This is a genomic window from Opitutaceae bacterium TAV5 (assembly GCA_000242935.3).
GTDB lineage: Bacteria > Verrucomicrobiota > Verrucomicrobiia > Opitutales > Opitutaceae > Geminisphaera.
This window is the reverse complement of sequence record CP007053.1, coordinates 7,228,378-7,246,616: the sequence shown is the minus strand read 5'-3', so window position 1 is coordinate 7,246,616 and position 18,239 is coordinate 7,228,378. Positions and strand designations below refer to the sequence as shown.

13 protein-coding genes are annotated in these 18,239 nt (G+C 67.4%); 6 read left to right on the top strand and 7 right to left on the bottom strand.

Annotated elements, in window-relative coordinates; all coding sequences use genetic code 11:
- Positions 1-133 precede the first annotated feature (133 nt).
- Positions 134-1,954 carry a 2-succinyl-5-enolpyruvyl-6-hydroxy-3-cyclohexene-1-carboxylate synthase gene (locus tag OPIT5_30555; GenBank protein ID AHF93867.1) on the top strand — a complete coding sequence of 607 codons (1,821 nt, stop codon included), beginning with the start codon at positions 134-136 and terminating at the stop codon, positions 1,952-1,954.
- A gap of 24 nt (positions 1,955-1,978) precedes the next feature.
- Here OPIT5_30555 and OPIT5_30550 read toward each other — a convergent pair whose 3' ends face one another.
- Positions 1,979-4,852 carry a peptidase M16 gene (locus OPIT5_30550; protein ID AHF93866.1) on the bottom strand — a complete coding sequence of 958 codons (2,874 nt, stop codon included), beginning with the start codon at positions 4,850-4,852 and terminating at the stop codon, positions 1,979-1,981.
- Between the two features lie 282 nt (positions 4,853-5,134).
- Between OPIT5_30550 and OPIT5_30545 the strand changes: the two genes are divergently transcribed.
- The gene (locus tag OPIT5_30545; protein ID AHF93865.1) at positions 5,135-6,430 is read left to right on the top strand and encodes a 3-deoxy-D-manno-octulosonic acid transferase; all 1,296 of its coding nucleotides are present in this window, start codon (positions 5,135-5,137) and stop codon (positions 6,428-6,430) included.
- A gap of 48 nt (positions 6,431-6,478) precedes the next feature.
- Here OPIT5_30545 and OPIT5_30540 read toward each other — a convergent pair whose 3' ends face one another.
- The 3 genes from OPIT5_30540 to OPIT5_30530 all read right to left on the bottom strand — a co-directional run bounded on the left by OPIT5_30540 (position 6,479) and on the right by OPIT5_30530 (position 9,069).
- Entirely contained in the window at positions 6,479-8,089 is a 1,611-nt protein-coding gene (locus tag OPIT5_30540) for a hypothetical protein (GenBank protein ID AHF93864.1), read from the bottom strand.
- 55 nt (positions 8,090-8,144) lie between these two features.
- On the bottom strand, positions 8,145-8,531 hold the full coding sequence (locus OPIT5_30535; protein AHF93863.1) for a nucleoside transporter: 387 nt from the start codon (positions 8,529-8,531) through the stop codon (positions 8,145-8,147).
- A 157-nt stretch (positions 8,532-8,688) separates the two neighbouring features.
- Positions 8,689-9,069 (bottom strand): hypothetical protein, encoded by a 381-nt coding sequence (locus OPIT5_30530; protein ID AHF93862.1) that lies wholly within the window; start codon positions 9,067-9,069, stop codon positions 8,689-8,691.
- 208 nt (positions 9,070-9,277) lie between these two features.
- On the opposite strand from OPIT5_30530, the gene OPIT5_30525 reads away from it, so the two are divergent.
- Positions 9,278-10,528: a 3-oxoacyl-ACP synthase gene (locus tag OPIT5_30525; protein ID AHF93861.1), complete on the top strand. Its 1,251-nt coding sequence runs from the start codon at positions 9,278-9,280 to the stop codon at positions 10,526-10,528.
- Between the two features lie 132 nt (positions 10,529-10,660).
- On the opposite strand, the gene OPIT5_30520 is transcribed toward OPIT5_30525, so the two are convergent.
- The 3 genes from OPIT5_30520 to OPIT5_30510 all read right to left on the bottom strand — a co-directional run bounded on the left by OPIT5_30520 (position 10,661) and on the right by OPIT5_30510 (position 13,425).
- Positions 10,661-12,352 carry a hypothetical protein gene (locus OPIT5_30520; GenBank protein AHF93860.1) on the bottom strand — a complete coding sequence of 564 codons (1,692 nt, stop codon included), beginning with the start codon at positions 12,350-12,352 and terminating at the stop codon, positions 10,661-10,663.
- 123 nt (positions 12,353-12,475) lie between these two features.
- A complete protein-coding gene (locus tag OPIT5_30515) occupies positions 12,476-13,057 on the bottom strand; it encodes a hypothetical protein (GenBank protein AHF93859.1) in 582 nt (193 codons plus the stop codon).
- 95 nt (positions 13,058-13,152) lie between these two features.
- Positions 13,153-13,425: an AsnC family transcriptional regulator gene (locus OPIT5_30510; GenBank protein AHF93858.1), complete on the bottom strand. Its 273-nt coding sequence runs from the start codon at positions 13,423-13,425 to the stop codon at positions 13,153-13,155.
- Between the two features lie 128 nt (positions 13,426-13,553).
- Between OPIT5_30510 and OPIT5_30505 the strand changes: the two genes are divergently transcribed.
- From OPIT5_30505 to OPIT5_30495, 3 genes are all read left to right on the top strand, one after another.
- Positions 13,554-14,603, top strand: coding sequence for a GTP cyclohydrolase (locus tag OPIT5_30505; GenBank protein AHF93857.1), 1,050 nt, complete (start codon positions 13,554-13,556; stop codon positions 14,601-14,603).
- Between the two features lie 215 nt (positions 14,604-14,818).
- Positions 14,819-16,135, top strand: a complete 1,317-nt coding sequence (locus OPIT5_30500) for an RNA helicase (protein AHF93856.1) — start codon at positions 14,819-14,821, stop codon at positions 16,133-16,135.
- A gap of 106 nt (positions 16,136-16,241) precedes the next feature.
- Positions 16,242-18,227, top strand: a complete 1,986-nt coding sequence (locus OPIT5_30495; protein AHF93855.1) for a TonB-dependent receptor — start codon at positions 16,242-16,244, stop codon at positions 18,225-18,227.
- Positions 18,228-18,239: the final 12 nt, after the last annotated feature.

Below are 18,239 nucleotides of genomic sequence, written 5' to 3'. Positions count from 1 at the left end.
AAAAGTTTGGAGAGTATTTGAGGAGTCGGGCGAGGGGTGGCGAGTTGTTGTTGGCGTTTTGTTGCGATTCATTCCGGGAAGAGTTGCGGGTTGAGCCGGGCGGGCCGGGTTGTAGGGTGGACGGCTCGCGTTTATGACCGACATCGATTTCCGGAATACCAACAGCCTCTGGTGCAGCGTCCTGGTGGAGACACTCGTGCGGCGGGGGGTGTCGCATGCGGTGGTGTCTCCGGGGTCGCGATCCACGCCGCTGACGATGGCGCTGGCGCGGCATCCTCGGATTGTGGCGGTGCCGGTGCTCGATGAACGGTCGGCGGGATTTTTTGCGCTGGGGGTGGCGAAGGCGACGGGGGAGCCGGTGCTGCTCGTGTGCACGAGCGGGACGGCGGGGGCCAACTACTTCCCGGCCGTGATCGAGGCGCACGAGAGCGGCGCGCCCCTGATCGTGGTGACGGCGGACCGGCCGCCGGAAATGCGCGATTGCGCGTCGGGCCAGACCATCGACCAGCAAAAACTGTTCGGCGGGTTTGTGACGTTTTATCACGAACTGGCGGTGCCGGAGGCGCGGCCGGAGTTGCTGGCCTATCTGCGCCAGACGGTGTCGCATGCGGTGGACCGGGCGAGGGCGGGCGGCGTGGCGCACCTGAACGCTCCCTTCCGCGACCCGCTGCCGCCCGTGCCGGAGGGCGGGAGCGCGGCGGAAGCGGTGGCGGCGGTGCGGACGGGCGGGGTCGTGGACGAGGCGTTTTTCGAAACGCCGCCGGCCCCCCGGGCGGAGTTTCCGGCCAGCCCGGCTCTGCCGCCGGATTTTTGCCGGGCGAAGGGCATCATCGTGGCGGGCGCGGGGGGGGGCGGGGCTCTTGAAATCAACCGCCTGGCCGGCGCGCTGGGCTGGCCGGTGCTGGCGGATGCGTTGGCGGAGGCGCGTTTTGGCGGACAGGAGGGCGTCGCGACCGTCGCCGCCTACGATGCGATCCTGCGCGATAAAACCCTGGCGCGCGCGCTGCGTCCCGAGGCCGTGTTGCTGGCGGGCGAGTTGCCGACGAGCAAGGTGTTGCGGGCGTGGCTGGCGGAGGTGAATGCTCCGATGATCCACTTGACCACCCACCGGGGAAACCGGGACGGCCTGCACGTGCGGACCCGCCGGGTGCGGGTGGCGCCGCAGGATTTTCAGCGGGTTTCCGTTTCGAAGGCGGGAGAACATGCCGGCTGGCTCGACGCCTGGATGAAGGCGGAAGCGCGAGCCCAGGAGGTTCTGGACGCCGGGATGACCGGGGCTGCGGCGGCGGGATTCGAGGGCGCGTACGTGCGGCTGCTGGCGAAGCGGCTGCCGGCCGAAGCGTGCCTGTTCGTGGCGAGCAGCATGCCGGTGCGCGATCTGGAATATTTCGCGCCGGTGCGCTCGCGCGGGCCCCGGGTGCTGGCGAGCCGGGGCGCCAACGGCATCGATGGCACGCTTTCGACGGCGCTGGGCGTGGCGCACGGGCAGGAGGATCGTCCCGTGGTGCTGCTGACGGGCGATCTGGCGTTGCTGCACGACACGAACGGGTTCCTGTCGGCGGGGCGGTTGCGCGGTTCGTTGACGATCGTGCTGATCAACAACAACGGCGGGGGGATTTTCGAGCACCTGCCGGTGGCGCAATTCGATCCGCCGTTCGAGGAATACTGGGCGACGCCGCAGCGGGTGGATTTTGCCACGCTGTGCGCAGCCTACGGTGTGGAGCATGTGGCGGTGCGCGACGGTGCGCACTTCGCGGAGCTGGCCGCGGGGCTGGCGGGGTCGGGGGGGGGGGAGGGGAGGGATGGGAGTCAGGGGAGCTATGGGAGAGAGGGGAGTTATGGGAAAAGGGTCCGGGGCGGGGTGCGCGTGCTGGAAGTGCGGACGGATCGCAAGCGCGACACGGCATACCGGAAGGCGTTGCTGGCGCGGGTCGCGGCGGCAGCGGGCGGGTAGCTACGCGGCGGGGATGCCGGACGGCTACTTCTTTTCGTCCACCGGGAGGACGGTGAAACGGAAGGCGCGGTCGGGGGCGAGGTATGTCTTCGCGAGGGCGTCGATGTCGGCCTTGGTGATCGATTCGTAGTCGCTGTAACGGGTGCGCGCCCAGTCGAGGCGCTGCGGCTGCTCCTGGGCGGCGGCGAGCACGATGCCGAGCCAGTATTCGTTGGTGCGGGCGGATTCACGCAGGGCCGTCAGCACGGGGAGGCGGGCGCGGGTGATTTCGTCGTCCGTGACGCCGTCGTCGTGAAGTTCCTGCGCGATCCGGGCGACGGCGGCGGCGATCTCCACCGCATGGCCGGGATCGACGGTGATGTTCGTCAGGATGAAACCGTAACCGGGGAACACATCGCTCGGGGCGCTGGCCGCATACGGGCTGTAGGCGCCGCCTATTTTTTCGCGAACGACTTCACGGAGGCGGTCGGTAAAGATGTCGGCGAGGAGGTTGAGGCGGCGGGCAGGCGTGGCGTCGAGAGCGTCGCGCGTGGGCCACCAGAGCGCGACGATGCCTTTCGGGATGGTCGAGGGAACGGTGAACGTTTCCTCGACGGATTTGGCGGGCACGTCGACGCGGAGGACATCGGCGAGGGCGTCGCGCGCGGGGCGCGGGGCGCGGTCGGGGAGGGCGCCGAGGGTGGCGGCGACGGCCTGGAGGGTGGCGTCGATGTCGATATCGCCGACCACGGCGAGTTCGATCGCGCCGCTGGCGAGGTGCGGGGCGAGCCAGGCTTTCACTTCGCCGAGAGTCCGGTCGCTGGCCTCGGCGCGCGTGGGCAGGCCGAAGCGGGGATCGCCGCTGGCGAGGAGTCGCGGGACGATGGTCTGGAGCGGGCCGGAGGTGCTGTGGGCGAGGCGGGTGTAGAACTGTTCGAGGTTTTTTTCCGCGAGCCGGGCGGCCTCGGGGCGGTAGCCGGGATCGGTGATGTGGGCGGCGAGGAGTTGCAGCTCGAGGAGCAGGTCGGCGGGCGTGGTGACGCCGGAGAAAACGAAGGCGTCGTCGGCGACATTGAAGCCGACGCCGACGTTGCGGCCGGCGAGAAGGGAGCGCAGGTCGTCGGTGCTGTGCTTGCCGAGGCCGCCGGCGGTGAAGGTGAGGCCGGCGTAAAAATCGAGTCCGGGCTGGTTGCCCGGGAGCCGGAGGCGTCCGGTGCCGACGCGGGCGCGGACCTGGATTTCACCGGTCTTGAAATCGGTCTTCTTCAGATTGAGGCGGAGGCCGTTGGCAAACGTGACGAGAGTGACGTCGAGGTCGTCGATGTGACGGCGTTCGGTGATTTTGCCGGCAGGGCCGAAGTCGGTGTAGGCGAAGGCGTCGGCGGCGGTGTCGGCGGACGGGGTGACAGGACTGTCGGCGGATTTTTTCCAGGCGGCAACGATGGCGGCGGAGGCATCGTCGGCTGCTTCGGCGAGGCGGGTGTTGCCGGCAACAAAAACCTGGAGTCCGGCCGGAGTGGAGAAGTCGGCCCGGAGGGCCTCGTGGCAGTCTTCGGGAGTGATGGCGTCGAGCGCGGGGCCGAGCAGGGCGAGATCGTCGGCGGGAGTGGTCGGCACGATTTCATCGACAACGGAGTCGATGAGTTCGGACGCGCGGTCGGGAGAGTCGCGGGTGGGGTCGGTTTTGACGGCTTGTTCGAGTGCGTTTTTGTAGTTGGCGCGGGCTTCGCGGAGTTCGCTTTCACGGAAACCGAATTGCAGGGCGCGGCGCAGTTCCTGTTCGCCGGTGGCGAGAGCGTCGGACCAGTGGTCGGGAGTCGTCGTGAGGCGGAGCGAGGCGCTGTGGATAAAACGAAAATATTCTCCGATGGAGACGCTGGCCTGGCTGAAGGGGGCGTTTTCCTTCTTGGCGAGGATTTCGAGGCGGCGGTTGAGCATGGCGGAGGCGAGATCGCGGGGGAGTTCGCGGAGCCGTTTTTGCACGGAGTCGGGCTCGCGATTCCACGGACGTATTGCATTAATGGATACGGTGGTGGCGCCGGCGTCGGATTCATAGTGGGCGGAGGCAAGGATGCCAGCGGACGACGCAGTGTCATCGCCCGGCCGGTCGGCGGCGGCGAGTTTGCCCATGTCGGGCTCGGGGCGGGCGGGGGCGCGATCGGCGACGGAGGCGAGGTTTTTGTTGTTTTTGATTTCGGCGACGACGGCGTCGGGATCGAAATCGCCGACGGCAATGACGGCCATGCGTTCGGGGCGGTACCAGGTGTTGTAGAGGTCGAGGAAGTCGTCGCGGGTGGCGTTTTTGATGACGGACTCTTCTCCGATGGGGAGGCGACGGGGCAGGAGCGTGCCGGCGAAGAGAAATTCGTAGCTGGCGATGCTGGCGCGGTACTCGGCGGAGTCGCGGGTGCGTTTTTCGGAAAGGATCACGCCGCGCTCGCGGTCGATCTCGGAGGGGTCGAGGAGGAGCCCGCCGGCGTAGTCGCCAAAGACGCGCAGGCCTTCGGCGAGGGTTTCCGGTTTGGTGTCGGGAAGTTCCAGCAGGTAGGCGGTGTGGTCGAACGAGGTCCAGGCATTGGTATCGCCACCGAAACCCATGCCCATGCGCTGGAAAAACTTGATCAGGGTGCGCGGGGGATAGTGGGTGCTGCCGTTGAAGGCCATGTGTTCGAGGAAATGGGCGAGGCCGCGTTGTTGTGCGGTTTCGTGGAACGAGCCGGCGAGGACGACCAGGCGGAGCGAGGCGCGGTGCTGTGGTTCGCTGTTGCGGCGGACGATGTAGCGGAGGCCGTTGTCGAGCGTGCCCTCGCGGAGTTCGGGATCGGGGCGGAGCGCGGTGACGGCCGGCGCGGAGGCGTCGGCGGCGAAGGCGGACGAAACGAGAAGACCGGCGAGAAGGAAGGCGGTGAGCAGGCGCATGGAAGAGATCGCGGGAAGCGGGAGATGTTGTTTGTTTTTAAACACTAATGGACACTGATGGACACTAATGACGGAAAAGGAGAACCGCTAAAAAACGCTGAAGAACGCTAAAATTGAACCGGGGGGAGGGGGGACCTGGCATGGAAGTGGTCTGGTTTTAGCGGATTTCAGCGTTCTTTAGCGGTTAAAAAATGAATCGGTTGGTGGTGCGGTGAGGATTTGTTTTGAGCGCTGCGGGGGGAATCGGTTCCAGTGAACGTTTCCGTTTCGACTTCCTTTGCAATGATCTGGCTCTACCGGTTGCTCTTTTTACCCGTTCTGGTGTTCGCCGCTCCCTATTACCTGCTGCGGATGCGGAGGCGCGGAGGCTATCGGGAGGGGTTTTCGCAGCGGTTCGGGCGCACCCCGGCGCTGCCGCCGAAGCGGGCCGGCGTGCGGCGCATCTGGCTGCAGGCGGTCAGCGTGGGGGAAATGCTCGCCGTGGGGCCGCTGCTGGAAGCCTGGCGGCGCGATCCGGGCGTGGAGGTTTACCTGACCACAACCACGAGCACGGGCTACCGGCTGGCGAAGGAGCGATACGAGGCGGCGGGGCTGGTGATGGCGGCTGCGTATTTTCCGCTCGATTTCTGGTTTTTCCCGGCGCGGGCGTGGCGCGCGGTGCGCCCCGACCTGGTGGTGCAGACGGAGGGCGAACGGTGGCCGGAGCACCTGCACCAGGCGCGGGCGCGCGGGGTGCCGGCGGTGGCGGTCAACGCACGGCTTTCCGACCGCAGTTTCCGGCGGATGCAGCGGGTGCGTCCCTTGGCGGGATTGATGTTGCGCGGGTTGACGCGGGTGCTGGCGGCATCGGAGGGCGACGCGGAGCGATTCCGGGCGCTGGGCGTCCCGGCGGAGCGGGTCGCGGTGACGGGCAACATCAAGCTCGATCTCGCGGTGCCGCGACTGGCAGAGGCGGAGGTGACGGCGTTGCGGGCGGAACTGGGTTTTGCTGTCGATCCGGCCGATCCGGGCGAGCCGGTGATCGCGGGCGCCTCGACGTGGCCGGGCGAGGAGGCGGCGTTGCTGGCGGCGTTTGCGGAGTTGCGGGCGGCGGGAGTGGCGTGCCGGTTGCTGCTGGTACCCCGTCATGCGGAACGGCGTGGCGAGATCGAGCCGCTGCTGGCCGGCAGCGGAGTGGCGTACAGCGTGCGCTCGCGCGGGAAGGCGGCGGGGCCGTGCGAGGTGACGCTGGCCGACACGACGGGCGAACTGCGCCGGCTGGTGCAGGTGGCCACGGTGGTGTTTGTCGGCAAAAGCCTGCCGCCGCACACGGAGGGACAGACGCCGGTCGAGGCGGCGGCGCTGGGCAAGCCGTTGCTGCTCGGGCCGGGCATGGCGAATTTCCGGCAGATCACGCGCGAGTTGCTGGAATGCGGCGCGGCGCGGCGCGTGGAAAACGCGGCGGCGCTGGGCGAGGCGGTGCGGGCGTTGCTGGCGGACCCGGCCGCGAGAGCGCGGATGGGCGCGGCGGGCGAGGGGTGGCACCGGGCGAACCAGGGCGCGGTGGCGCGGACGCTGGCGGAACTGGCACGGGTGTGAGCGGGAAGGATTGCACCCCCACGGTTCAGGGCATTCGGGATACCGGTATCAGAACGTCGCGCTGACCTCGTGCAGGTGGCCGGGCGTGAGTTCGAATTCGCCGAGCGCGGCGCATTCGATCTGGTCGTTTTTGTAGAGGCGGACGCGCACCGGCCCGGTGGCCTCGCCGGTCTCCCAGCGCCACTTGCCGATCGAGATGAACTGGAGCGGCACCCCCTTGTCGGGACGCAGGCCGGGGCCCTCGCCGCGGATATAGAGTTTGTTGCCGATGCCGATGTAGGCGGTGGCGATGAGCCGGGTGGCGCCATCGCTCGACAGCGAGCGGCTGGGAGCGGCGGGCAATTCGTGAAACGCGGGATCGTCGAAGAGACCGGGAGCCGGGTCTTCCCTGACTGCCGCGGCGCGACGCGGAGCAGGCCTGGATTTCGGTTCCGGCACGGGTTCCGGTTCAGGTTCGGATTCGGGACCGGATTCGGAAGACGCTTCATCATCGTCGGCGCCCTCTGCCGCTGCGCCAGCGTCGGTAGCGGTGTCGTCAGCATCAGAGGCAGCATCGGCAGCGTCGGGTGATTCGTCCGCGGGTTCGTCCTCCGGCGCGGCAGGTTCGTCTTCGTCGGCGGGAGCGGATTCCTGCCGGGACTCCGGCTGCGGTTCGGGCCCGGGTTGCGGTTCGGGCGGGGGAGCCGGTTTGTGCTTCGCTGATTTGCGAGCGGAGGATTTCGGAGAGGGCGTTTTGCCCGAGGGAGCAGACGGCGGCGGAGAGGGAGGAGGCGCGGAAGGGGTCTCGGAAGGCGCATCGGCCTCGGGGCTGTCACCGTCGTCACTTTCCGGGGCGGCTTCGGAGACGTCGTCTTCGGTGGTGGCCGGGCCGGCGGGAGCGCCGGGAGTGGCGCCGGAGATCAGGCTGCGCAGGCCGCGGCCGAGCCGGGTGCGTCCCGCGGGAGTGACGCTGGCGGCGGTGGTGGCGGCAGCGGTCTGCTCGGCGAGGGAACCGGCGGTGGCGCGCAGGCGGGCGTCGGCTTCCTCGATGCGGGCGAGCAGGTCGGTGAGTTCGTCGAGACGGGGGAACCGGGCGGCGTAACTTTCGATCTGGTTGCGGATGGCGGCGTCGGCATCGGCGAGCGTGGCCGCGGTGCTGGCGAGCCCGACGGCGGTGGTGGTGATCCGTTCGAGGAGCGTATCGAGCTTTTCGCTTTCGCTGGAGCGAAGGCTGGCGATCTCCTGCTGGAGGGCGTCGAGCGAGTCGCTTTCGCTGGCGGCGAGGTGTTCCTTGAAGCGGTCGATTTTTTCCTGGAGCTGCCGGGGGAGCTGCTCGGCGGCGTGGGCGGCGCGGTGGAGGTTTTCCGAAATGGTATGGAGCGAGGCGGCGGCGATGCCCACCTGCTCGGCGGTGGAGGTGGTGGAGCGGGCGAGCGTTTGCAGGGCGTCCTCGCGCTCGCGGAGGGCGTCTTCCCGGCGGCGCACGTAGTCGGTCCAGAACGGGACCACGGTGAGGACGGCGCCGAGGCCCACGCAAAAGGCGACGACCAGCAGCGGAGGCGTCTCGATGGGAGTGCCCCCGCGTTGCGCGACAAAAAAGGCGGCGGCAAGGAGGATGGCATCCGCGATGAAGAACGGCAGCTTGGGCAATCCGGGGGCGGCTTCGGGTGTGGTGTTCATGACGGCTCTGGTCGGGGCATCAAACAGGTGCGGGCGTCCGCTGCAACTCAAGGAATTATCCGAAACGGGCGCGGATGGCGGCGAGCAGACGGAGCCATTCGGCCGGAGCGAGGTCATCCTTGCGGCCGGGAGCGATCTGGCGGTGGTCGATCATGACGGCGGGCGTCCAGTGGCGGACGGCCCAGCGCGGGGCGAGCCAGTCGAGGGCGCTGGCGATCTGGGCATCGGCGAGCGGAGCGGCGCGGGTGTCCCCGGCGAAGGCGACGCCGAGGAGGAAGTCGTTGCAACGGGAGCGACCGAGAAACGTCGAGGCGCCGGCGTGCCAGGCGATATGTTCGTCGGCCACGAGCCGGGCGCGGGCGCCGTCGGGCGCGATGAGGACGTGGTAGCTGACCTGCGATTCGGGGCGGAGCATGTGCGCGACGGTTTCGGCAAACGGCATCACGCTGTGGTGGAAGCAGACGCCGAGCTGTTCGTGCGCCGGGCAGGCGGGCGGCGCGGCGTGGTTGGGCGACGGGCAGGATGTCTCGGGAAAATTCACGCGGGAAACAGGGCTTCCCCTCCCCGGGGGAGGCCGGAGGGGGGGAGGGGGGCCTCCGTCAGATGCTGCGCCAGGCGATGGTGAGGAGCGACATGAGCATGCCGATGCGGACGGCCGCCTCGCCGGTCATGATGGGGAGCACCCAGCGGCGCGAGCAGTTGCGGCGCAGCGAGTAGCCGACCATCGAGGCCAGCAGCATGGCGACGACCTGGGTGCGGCCGGGTTCGAACAGGAGCGAGGAGAGCATCCACAGCCAGGTGCAGATGATGCCGGCGCTCCAGAGGAAGGCGCGGATTTCGGACAGCGGCATGTCGCGCGGATCGATGCCGGTTTCGGCCTGCCGGGCGCCGAGGTAGCGTTCGGCGGCGACGAGTTGCAGCGCCTCGAAAAGGATGAGGAAAGGTGCGAGGAAGATCGGGAACGGAAACGGGAGATTCATCGTGCGGATGCGGCCGGCAGGAGCGGGCGGGCGGCGGCGGCTCGTGCGGTTCGTGTTTTGCGGATAGTGGGGGGACGAGGCGGAGGTTGTCGAGAGCGAGGCAGAGCCGGCGGGGGTCGGAGGGGCGTCATCCGGAACACGTCATCCGGAACAGGTTGAAAAAAACGGCTTCCCTTCCGGCGCGCGTGCAGCAGCCTTGTCAATTTTTATGGAAAACCTCTCCGACAACCAGCGCGTCGTGATCACCGGCCTTGGCGCGATCCATGGCCTCGGTACCGACGTCGAATCCTTCTGGCAGAGCGTTACGGCCGGCCGTAACGGCATCGACCGGGTCAGCCGGTTCGATCCTGCTCCCTTTGCGACGCAGATCGCGTCGGAGGTGAAGGGCTGGAACGTGGAGGAGCACATGGATCCGAAAGATGCGCGGAGGCAGGATCGCTACACGCATTTCGGTTTTTGCGCCGCCCGGCAGGCGGTGAAGGATGCCGGCCTCGACATGGCGCAGGAAGACCCCGACCGCGTCGGCGTGGTCATCGGTTCGGGCATCGGCGGCATGTTCACCTACGAGACGCAACTCGGGAAGCTGGCCGAGGGCGGTCCCCGCAAGGTATCCCCGTTCGCCATCCCGGCGCTGATCGGCAACATGTGCTCCGGCATGGTGGCGATCGATACCGGCGCCCGCGGCCCCAATTTCGGCCTCGTTTCCGCCTGCGCCACCGGCACCCATGCCCTCGGCGAGGCGATGCACATGATCCGCCGCGGCGACGCCGACGTGATGATCGCGGGCGGCGCGGAGGCGGCGGTGACGCCGTTTGCCTTTGCCTCGTTCTGCGCGATGAAGGCCATGAGCACCCGCAACGACGATCCGGCCACGGCCTGCCGTCCGTTCTCGCTGGGCCGCGACGGCTTTATCATGGGCGAGGGCGCCGGCGTGCTCGTCATCGAGTCGCTGGAGCACGCCCGCAAGCGCGGCGCCCGCATTTACTGCGAACTCGCCGGCTACGCGGCCACGGCCGACGCGCACCACATCACGATGCCCGACCCCGAAGGCAAGGGCCTCGGCATGGCGATGACGCGCGCGCTGAAGAGCGCCGGCGTGACGCCGGAGGAAGTCGATTACATCAACGCCCACGGCACGAGCACGCCCTACAACGACAAGTTCGAGACACTCGCCATCAAGCGCGTCTTCGGCGACCACGCGAGGAAGCTCGCCGTCAGCTCCACCAAGTCGATGACCGCCCACCTCCTCGGCGCGGCCGGCGGCATCGAGGCGATCATCAGCGCGAAGACGATCGAGAAGGGCGTTATCGCCCCGACAATCAATCTCAACGAGCCCGATCCCGAACTCGATCTCGACTACGTGCCCAACCAGGCGCGCGAACAGAAAGTGCGCGTGGTGCTCAGCAACAATCTCGGCTTCGGCGGCCAGAATGCCGCCGCCGTGTTCAAGGCGCTCTGATCGGGTGTCCCGGATGTTGATCTTACACAAAGATCGCAAAGAGCGCGAAGAGGGTTACCGGCAATCCTTTGCGTTCTTTGCACTGCTATCCTGGGGATTCGCACATTTTTGAGAGGATTTTATATGTGCCTTTTATGCGGCGAGTTTAGTGAGTTGATCGACATCGGCCTGATGGGCGGCGAGGAGTGCAGTGACGATCCTGCGGCCGTGGTCGGTGAGCAGCCAGCGGTGGGTGCCGGTGACTTTTTTGAGCAGGCCATGGGCGCGGAGGAGGGCGAGTTGGCGGGTGACCGCGGCGGCCTGGCGTTTTGTGTCGGCGGCCGTGGAGGCGGGCGGATACAGCAAGGAGCGCAGATCGCGGTTGCGCAGGCCGTTGAGGGCAAACTCGCCGCGGCTGATGGCTTCCAGCAAGGCGCCATCGGCGGGAGCCCACGGGTTGAGAGCCCGGTAACGCTGCCGGTCCACGGTGCGTGCCCGGCACACCGGCCGGGCTTCCTGGGCGAGCGGGGTTTTGCCGGTGACGCTGGCCAGGGCGCCCAGATAGCGGCCGTTGGCCGCGCGGCTGACCTCGGCCCGCCGCCACAGGTCGGCCACGCCCCGCCGCAGGTACCTCCATGCCGGTTGCTGCTGCGGATCTGTTTCGCTGGGCCGGTAGACCCGGAAAGGGTGCGGATTGACGATGGTCGTCTCCACCCGCAGCACGCTGCCCTGCTTGTCGTAAACCTTCAGCGAGTTGCCGTTGACCACATGCTTGAGCCGCACCCCTTCGGGCCGGCGCCTGAGCGTGGAGGTGACTTCTCCGCGGAACTTGTCGGGGCAGGCCGCCCCGAGGAAGCGCAGCACGTCGGCACTGCCAAAGCTGCGGATGCCGTGGTGCAGGAACTGCGGATACCACCCGGCCAGGCTGGCCGCGTCGCGGAACATCACATCGGTGGCAAACTCGGTCTGGCTGGCGCTCCAGTAATAGCGCTGCCCGAGCGGGCGGCCCAGTTCGGCGTGCAGGGGATGGGCCTGCTCGAGCAACCCGTCGAGCACCCGGGGCCAGTCGGTCTTCAACTGTTCGTCGAGCAGCGCCTGCGCGCGCACCGGATCGCTCACCCGGGCAAAACAGTTGTCGCGCTGCTCGTAGTCCAGTCCCGCGCGGTCCATCTGCCGGGCCAGCCACTCGCGCCCGTTCAGGCACACCTCCACGTTGAACGGAAACCAGGTCTGCACCCGCACATGGATCAGCCCGAAGCCGGGGTGCTGGTAATAGTGATACAGGTGCGTGCATTTGCGGTTCTCCAGCACCAGGTGGATCTCCCTGCTCTCGCGCTCGCCGCGCACCGCGTAGGACAGGCACGGCTCGACCGCGCTGAACACCGCGATCAGCCCGCTGGCAATCCCCTCCTCCCGCGCAATCTGCCGGGCAAGCTCCTCCTTCGATTGCTGCGCGCAACCCAGGTAGCGCACCGGCCGCCCGGCCGCCTCCGCCGCCGCCCACGCCGCCTGCCGGATGCGCTGCGTGATCTTCTCGGCAAAGGGCTTGAAGTGCTTGATCAGCACCCCGCACGCCTGCAGGTACGCTTCCATCGCCGACGGCTGAAACAGCAGCCTCAGCGTCGCCCGGAACCTCACACGGTCAAATCCGCAAAGTATCCCTGTGATCTGCCCGCCAAATTTGTTAACAAAGGCCTCCGGGACGCCGTGCCCGCTGGTGGATGTCTGGTTATTTGTTTTCACACCCGGACCCTGCCACAAAGCGCGGCGTCCCTCCACTTCGGTTGCGGCTGCGCCGCTCTGTGATCTTTGTGTAAAAATCCGGAAGCTTCGGGCTGTCGGCAAGGTACCGCCGAACCACGGAAGAATCCGAAAAAAAGCACGGACCCGAAAGGACCGTGCTTTTTTGTCGGCTGTTCGGTGGCGGCTCCAGGAAAGAGCCGCCGGGCCGGGCCAAGCCAGAGTGGTTCAGAAGCTCCAGTTGACGATCGGGAAGACCGGGAACAGGTCGGAGTTCTTCGCGTAGTTGATCAGGCCGATCTGGACGCCGTAGAGGTTCTCGGCCCAGTTGACGAAGCCGAGCTGGAGGCCGCGGACTTCGTTGGCCTTGTTGAAGAAGCCGAACTGCACGCCGCGGAGGCTGCCGTCGACCAGACCCACGAACGAGGTCTGCAAACCCGCGGATTCACCGTTGAGGCGACCGACGAGAGCGCCCTGCCAGCCGGAGAACTGGCCGTCGACGCTGCTGTAAAAACCCTGCCAGAGAACGCCGGTGGCATTGCCGTTGGTGACGCCGCCCCAGCTCCAGGCAAAGCCCTCGAAATCGCCCCGGGTGACGCCGACGCCCAGGATGCCGAAGTCAAAACCGGTGAAGTTGTTGTTCTCGCCATAGACGAGATCGATACGCACGCCGCGGATGTCTTCGCTGGCATCGACGAGCTGGAGGTCGGGCGCCCAGAAGCCGAACTGGAAGCCGCTGTCGGCGCGGGCAACCGTGGCCGCCAGCGCGAGTGAGGAAACGATCAGGAATTTTCGAATCAAGGGTTTCATACGGGCGCAAAACGTGAACCGTTGGCGTTGGCGCGTCAAACCATCGATTTCCCGGAAAACAGCCCGGCTGTCTTGACGGGTTGCGAACGGGAAAATCAGTCGACGGAGAACAGCGCCTCGATGTCGCGTTTCGACCAGGTGCGGAAGGCGAACATCGTCTCCGTCTCGAGGATACCGTCGATCTTGAGCAGATGCCCGGTGACGATGCCTTCGAGTTTGTCGTTGTCGCCGGTGCGGATGATCGCGACGAGATCGTAGCGTCCGCTGACGGAGTAGACTTCGGTGATGTCGGGAGTCGAGAGGAGGCCGTCGGCGACTTCCTTGATGCGCTTGCGTTCCACCTTGAGCAGGATGAGTGCGGTAACCATGCGGCGGATTGAAACCGCGGGCGGGCACGGGGTGCAATCTTTTCGCACCTGCGGAGCGCCGGCGGCGGCGGGAGTCGCATGCGCCGCGTTGACCCGCGGAGGTTTTGTGCTACCTGCTTGATCTTTTGATGTCCAGGAACACCTCCAGTCCCGCCGCCGAATCTGCTCTGTACCTGCACAGTCCGAAAGGTGGCGCCGGTCCCCGTATCCGGCGGGGCTACGATGCCGGATTCCGGGTCACTCCGGCCTACCGCGCCACGCTTCCGGACATCGTCCAGGCGACCGATGCCATCGAGGGGGCGGCCGTGCCGATCCAGCAGGTCGGCGTGTCGGGCTTCCGCCTGCCGCTCCGGTTCCGCACGCCGGGCGGCGGTGGCAAAAAAGGCAAGGGAAAGGGGGGAATCGCGCGCCACGGAAGCCCGGACACCGTCACTCTCGAAGCGCGCGTCACCGGCACGGTGTCGGTCGGGGCCGCGGACAAGGGCATCAACATGAGCCGGATTATCCGGTCGTTCTACGAACACCGGGACGACGTTTTTTCGCCGGAGTTGCTGGAGCGCATCCTGAAAAAGTACCGGCGCGAGGTCGGGACGCTCGATGCGCGGCTGCGGCTGGCGTTTTCGTATCCGGTCCTCCAGCGCGCCCTGCGCAGCGATCTGGAAGGCTGGCAGTACTACGACGTCGTGTTCGAGGGGCGGCTGGATGCGCGGGGGCGGTTCCGGAGGTTTGTCGAATTCGATTTTGTCTATTCGTCGGCTTGCCCGTGCAGCGCGGAGCTGGCCGAGCATGCCCGCGAGGCGCGTGGCGTGTACGCCGTCGGGCACAACCAGCGTTCGAAGGCGCGGCTCCGCGTGGAAATCGCCCCGAAGGCGCGGGTGACCATCGAGGATTTGCAGCAGCATTGCATCCGCGCGCTGGCCACGGAGACGCAGGTGATGGTGCGGCGCGAGGACGAGCAGGCGTTTGCCGAGCTCAACGGGGCGCACCTGAAATTTGTCGAGGATGCGGCGCGGCTGCTTTTTGCCGCACTCGATGCCGACCGCCGGATCGCGGATTTCGAGATCGCCTGCTCGCATCTGGAATCGCTCCACTCGCACGACGCCGTGAGCGTGATCTGCAAGGGCGTGCCGGGCGGATACACCGCGGATTTTTCGGATTTTCGCGGACTGGTGTGCTGAAGGAGCGGCGGCATGGCAAGCTGTCGGCCTGCGGCCTCGGTACCTGCCGCTGCAATTGCCGGACGAAGCACACGCAACACCCACGCAGGTACGCCGGTCGCCGGGCGACTTCGCAAGATACCCGTGGCGAGGCGCATTGCGCCTCGTCGCAGCGGCAGGAATGCCGCCGCTCCTTTTCCCCTCGCGTTCCGGCCGCAGACCGCAGTTGTTAGCCTATGCCGTTTTCCAGTCTCGGTCTTCCAGCAAACCTCGTCCGTGGTGTCCAGGCCATGGGCTACACCGATCCCACGCCGGTGCAGCTTCGCGCGATTCCCGTCGTGCTTTCGAAGCGCGACCTGATCGCCTCGGCCCAGACGGGCACCGGCAAGACCGCCGCCTTCGCGCTGCCCGTCCTTGCCGGACTCGGCGCGCACAAGGCCGCCGGGCCGCGCGTCCTCGTGCTCGAGCCCACCCGCGAACTGGGCGCGCAGGTCGAGACGGCGTTCCGCGATTTCGGACGCTTCACCGACATCCGCAGCACGATCATCCACGGCGGCGTGGGTTACGGGAAACAGCGTTCCGATCTGCGAGCGGGCACCGATATCGTCATCGCCACGGTGGGCCGGCTCATGGATTTCCTGCGCGAGAAAACCCTCACGCTCGACCACCTCGAAGTGCTCATCCTCGACGAGGTGGACCGGATGCTCGACATGGGCTTTGTCAATGATGTGAAACGCATCGTGGCGCTGTGCCCGAAAAAGCGGCAGACGCTGTTTTTCTCCGCCACGATTCCGCCCGAGATCGAGGAGGTGGCCCGGTTCGCCTTGCAGAACCCGGAGCGCATCGAGATCGGCCGCGCCCGCACGGTCAACGAACTGGTGAAGCACGCGATCTACCCGGTGGCGTTCGAACAGAAATTCGACCTCCTGCGCGCGCTGCTCGACCGCACCGACTACGAGAGCGTCATCATCTTTTCCCGCACCAAACACGGCGCCGACCGCATCGCGCGCAAGCTGAAGGCCAACAAACACTCCGTGGCCGTGCTCCACGCCAACCGCTCGCAGAACCAGCGCGTCGAGGCGCTGGACGGCTTCAAGAAGGGGCGCTACGAAGTGATGGTGGCCACCGACATCGCCGCGCGCGGCATCGACGTGGCGGGCGTGTCACACGTGATCAACTACGACGTGCCGGAAAACCCGGAAGACTACGTCCACCGGATCGGCCGCACCGGCCGGGCGATGGCGGTCGGCGACGCCTTCATGCTGGCCACGCCGGAAGAAGCCGGCGACGTGCGCGATATCGAACGCTTCATCGGCACGAAAATCCCGGTGCAGAAACTGGAGGGTTTCAATTATGTCGATGGCGGCCGCCCGCCGCATATCGACACGAGCCATCCGTCGAAAAATCCGCGGCGCAGCGGTGGCGGCGGAGGAGGGGGCGGCCAACGCGGCGGCAGTGGCGGCGGCGGCAACCGTCCGTCCGGCGGGACGGGTGGCGGCGGCAGCGGCGGACCTCGCCGGCAACGGCGGGGCGAATGGAAACCGCGGAAATGAGCCCGCGTTATTTCCGGCAGAGGAAATGCTGCTAGTTAGTTGAATTTTCAATTTGCAATAACTAGCGGCTTGATTTGCCGCCCGGAGGCCGTCATCGGTGGCGGCCATGTTTTTGTTATCGAAGATCGTTCACGCGGCGCGTGGCCGCACGGCAAGGCCGGGTTGCATCGGGCTCGCGGGCCTCGCGGGGCTCATGGGCGCGGCGGCCAGCCTGCACGCCGACCCCGCCGCCGAAACCGCGGCGACTGCCGCCGCGAGCGAGGAGTCGCACACGCTGCCGGCCCTGGCGATTTATTCGCCGCGCGTGGCCAACCAGGAATCGACCGCTTCCTTCGCCATGCCGGTGACGGCGTTGCGTTACGAGCCGCTGGTCGACGTGCAGTCGCGCAGCACGGGCGAGGCGCAGGCGGATGTGTCGATCCGCGGCGGCACATTTGAAAACACCGGTTTCAGCATCGGCGCGGTGCCGCTCTACGACTCGCAGACGGGGCATTACTCGGCGGAGCTGCCCGTCGCCCCCGCGATGCTCGGCGCGCCGCAGGTGCGCACGGGCGCGGCCAACGCGCAGGCGGGGTGGGGCGCGACGGCCGGCAGCGTCGGCTACGCCTGGCAGCCGGTCAGCACCGGCGGCTTCGTCTCGGCCGGCACGGGCAACGACAGCCTGCTCACCGGCGAGCTGTACGCGGGCGTGGTCAGCCCGCGCACCGTCGGCGGCTACACCGTGGCGGCGGACGTTTCGGCGGCCGCCTCGCAGGGCGACGGACCGGTGACGTTTTCCGATCACGATTTTGTCCGTTACAACGGCCGTATCCAGATTCGTGATGCGCGGTCGCAGACGGATCTTTTCGCCGGCTACCAGTCCAAGGAGTTTGCGTGGCCCAATCTCTACGCCGCCCGCAATGTCGACGCGGTGCAGCGGCTGGAACGGGAGGAATTGCAGACTCAGCTTTTTGTCGCCAACCACCGCGTGGAGCTCGGCGCCGACGGCGACTGGTTTCAGGCCGGCGCTTGGTACCGGCGCAACCGCGATCACTATTCGATCCCCGATTTCAGCTACGACGCGCATCACCGGACAATCGTGCGCGGCGCCGGTTTCGACGGGCGCGTGACGGTGGCCGGAGCGGGCGAGGGGAGCGGCGGCCGCACGACGGCGATCCGCTACCGGGCGGGCGTCGTGGCGGACGACCTCTGGTCGACGGAGCTCAACAACGGCGACTACAACAGCCGCACCCAGGTGTACGCGGGCGTCTTCGGTGACCAGACCTTCGGGCTCGCCGATGGCGCGCAGGAACTCGTGCTGACGGCAGGCGTCAACTATGACGACAGCAACCGCGCCGGCTCCGCCTTTTCGCCGGTCGCGGAAATCGCCTGGAGGCGGACGCCGCCGGCATCGTCCACCGCGCCGGCGTCTGCGGCCGGGTTGCAGCGGGTTTACCTGAGCTACGACCAGTCCACACAGTTGCCCACCTACACGGCGCTCAACAGCAGCCCGACGGGTCTCTTCGGCGGTGATCCGGATCTGGGCCGCTCGAAGGCGTTCAACCTCGAACTCGGCGCCGACGTGGCCGCGGCGGGCTGGACGGCGACGGCGGCGGTGTTTTTCCGGCGCGACGACGACCTCGTCGACTGGGTGTTCGCTCCGACGACGCCGGGCAGCCGGATGGCGAGCGCCGTCGATCTCGACACGTGGGGCGTGGAACTGGTGGCGCGGCGCTCGTGGCGCGCGGTGGACTTTGTGGCGGGCTACTCCTGGTTGCACAAGACGGACAACTACACGACGGCCGGCCTCTCCAGTTTCTACGCGCTCAACTACGCCGAGCACCGTCTGACGGCGGCGGTCACGGTGCGCCTCGGCGGCGGTTTCGAGGTGCGCTGCGACAACGAATTTCGCGTGCAGGAGGAGAACGACCTGCGCGAGACGACGCGGACGCCCTTTTTCACGTCGCTCGGCCTGTACTGGCACGTGCCACGCGTGTCCGGCCTGACGGTATCGGCGCAGGTGGACAACCTGTGGGATGTCGATTACCAGGAAGTGCCGCTCGTGCCCGGCACCCCGCGGACGTGGTCCACGGCGGTGACGTATGCGTGGTGAACCGGACGGGAC